This is a genomic window from Gallintestinimicrobium sp. (genome assembly GCF_046968865.1).
Lineage (GTDB): Bacteria > Bacillota > Clostridia > Lachnospirales > Lachnospiraceae > Gallintestinimicrobium > Gallintestinimicrobium propionicum.
Map to the genome: position 1 here is coordinate 1 of NZ_JBKVPW010000019.1, position 2794 is coordinate 2794.

The 2794-nt window shown below is 49.2% G+C and carries 2 protein-coding genes; one reads left to right on the forward strand and one right to left on the reverse strand.

What is annotated here, in order from left to right:
- Nucleotides 1–154: 154 nt before the first annotated feature.
- The gene (locus ACLTOQ_RS13990; RefSeq protein ID WP_066863945.1) at nucleotides 155–1204 is read right to left on the reverse strand and encodes a Gfo/Idh/MocA family protein; all 1050 of its coding nucleotides are present in this window, start codon (nucleotides 1202–1204) and stop codon (nucleotides 155–157) included.
- A gap of 553 nt (nucleotides 1205–1757) precedes the next feature.
- On the opposite strand from ACLTOQ_RS13990, the gene ACLTOQ_RS13995 reads away from it, so the two are divergent.
- Nucleotides 1758–2732 (forward strand): IS5 family transposase, encoded by a 975-nt coding sequence (locus tag ACLTOQ_RS13995; RefSeq protein WP_177696324.1) that lies wholly within the window; start codon nucleotides 1758–1760, stop codon nucleotides 2730–2732.
- The last annotated feature ends 62 nt before the right edge of the window (nucleotides 2733–2794 follow it).

A 2794-nucleotide genomic window follows, 5' to 3' on the forward strand; every position in this document is an offset into this window, starting at 1 on the left:
ATCCATGGTCTTATTATATCACTTCTGGCAGTATCGCGCCTACTTTTCTGTGCGGTATTGCCCTATATTTTCCTCGTTTTTTCATTCTTACAGCATAGGCGAAAAGCCGCCTGATGATAATTTCATTAGGCGGCTCTCATTTGAGTTTACAAATTTAATTTTTGAGAGAAACAAGTTCTCCTGTTTCCGCGGAGCGGAATGCAGCTTCGATAGTTTTCAGCACTTTCCGCACCTGCCAGGGCTGTACGATCAACTCTGCTTTTCCGTCGATCGCATCCCGCACATTTTTGTAGTATTCCGACCAATCGGCTTCCACGTCCGGAAGCTCACTCTCAAGCTTCACGTTATCCGGCCTGGGCGCAAACGTCCTGGTTGGACCGGCCGAGGTCATAATAATCTCAGACTTTGTCTCCACTGTGCTGTCCAGCCGGATGATCCCGCCGCTTCTGGAAAAATCGTTCACATAGGCAGTTGCCTCATCGCCAAGCAGAAGCCATCTTGGAAGCTCTTTGAGTACAAATGTCCCTATCTCCACTTGAACGTGACTGCCATCCTCCAAATCAAACACGAGGAAGAAATAGTCCTCCACCTCCGTAGTTTTTACATTGCTGGTCTTGCAGAATACGCTCCTGAAATTGTCATATCCCAGCATCCACATCAACTGATCGATAAAGTGAACGCCCCAGTCGTACAACATGCCGCCGCCGTGCTTCTTTTCACCGCGCCAACCGAACATTACTCCACCGGATCCATGCAGTCTGGACTGGATGGAATACACCTTTCCCAGTTCCCCGGAATCAAGGATATCCTTAACGATCCGGAAGTCCTTGTCCCAACGGCGGTTCTGATGTACGGTGAAGAGTTTCCCGTTGCGACCAGCCGCGGCAATCATCTGATCCAGCTCGTCCACGTTCAAAGCGGCAGGCTTCTCGCAGATGACATGCTTGCCGGCATTCGACGCGGCAATGCAGATCTCCATGTGACAGTCGTTCGGCACGGCAACCAGAACAGTGTTGATGTCCTCACACGCAAGCAAATCCTCCAGGGACGAAAATCCCCTGAGCCCGCTTTCCTCCGCCACCTGTACCCGCACGGGGTCAATGTCGTAAGCGCCTACCACCTGAACCCCTTCAATTTTGGAAGCGTTTCGGTGATGAAATCCGCCCATTCCTCCGTAGCCAACAATTCCCAATTGAATCCCCATGTTCATTTTCCTCCATTCTTTGCTGCATTTTTGCGCTGCGTTTGATTTCCTGAAAACAACTTTCATCCGATCGGATGGGACAAATTCACAATCATGCCCGGCCTTTTGAAAACATTATATCTTTCGAAACACATACTTACAATTAACATGATTATTTATCCTCATATACTGTTGAACAACTGCAGCATTTTAAAAAGATGTTCCGAGAATATTTTCCTTGGAACTTGAAAATATGGTATCCGCTCAAGTCTCCTCAATCCATATCTCTTTGCCAGTCGCACAGTTCAGTGGAATATCCGGTTGGTTCTGGAAAATCAGACAGCTTGATTCCGTCACTCCGTAATTTGCTTCAAAATACTGTTCCGCATAACATTTCATAAATCATTAATTCATAAAACTTGTAGGCCTTGCAGATTTGGAAATCACTCACTTTAGAATAAAACAGATTTTCCCTCGTGTCTTGCTGAAATCAATTTTGGCCAATATCTGACAGCTTTTTAAGGCAACACCGCACAAAGAAAAAATATGATATAATAATACTATGGATAAGCAGATGAGTCTGTCGGGCCTGAGCGATGAATTGAGCCAGGTGCGGACAAAGAAGAAAGAATTTCTGAGTCAGATAGAGCGCATCGTGCCGTGGGGAGAGTGGATCGAACTGATCCGGCCGCACTATTACAAAGGAGAGCGCGGCAATAAGCCCTACGATCTAGAACGGATGCTGCGGATTTATCTGGTTCAAAACCTGTATGATCTGTCGGACAAGGCAACGGTAGCGGAAGTGATCGACAGCCGTGCATTCTCGGAATTCTGCGGAGTGGAATCGAGCAATCAGGTGCCGGACGGAGATACACTGGGTCGGTTCCGGAATTTGCTGCTCCGCAGCGGGCTGCAGGAGAAGTTGTTTGCGCAGGTGGTATATCTGCTGCAGGAAAGAGGCCTGCTGCTGAAGAAGGGAACCATAGTGGACTCTACCCTGATCGCAGCGCCGTCCTCGACAAAGAACAGGGAAAAGAAACGAGACCCGGAAGCGCACTCGGTGAAAAAGGGGAACAGCTGGCACTTCGGCTATAAAGCTCACATCGGCGTGGATAAAGACAGCGGGTTGGTTCACACAGTAAAGGTCACCAGCGCCAACATCCATGATGTGACGATGGTGCCGGAGCTCTTAACCGGCGATGAGGACAGCGTATATGGCGACAGCGGCTGCCTGGGCGCTGAAAAGCGGGAAGACGCCGTTCTTTTCAATGTCAATGGCCAGGGCAAAAGGATCCGTTACAAAATCAACAGACGGCCCTCGCAGAGTAAACACGCAGACAATCGTTCCCGCGGGCAGATCAAACGCCGCGAAAAGGAGAAATCCTCCGTACGGGCCAAGGTAGAGCATGTCTTTGGGGTAGTAAAGGGCCAGCTTCGATACCGGAAAACTAGGTACCGAGGTCTGCGAAAACAGATTGCCAAATTGAATATCCTGTTCGCGCTGGCGAATCTGATTCTGGCTGACAGGCGATCCTGCCTGACGGCTTAAATCAGTGTGGCTGCAGCGCTGATGGAATGGCGTATATATGCCCTGCCGGGTGGAATCTTCCC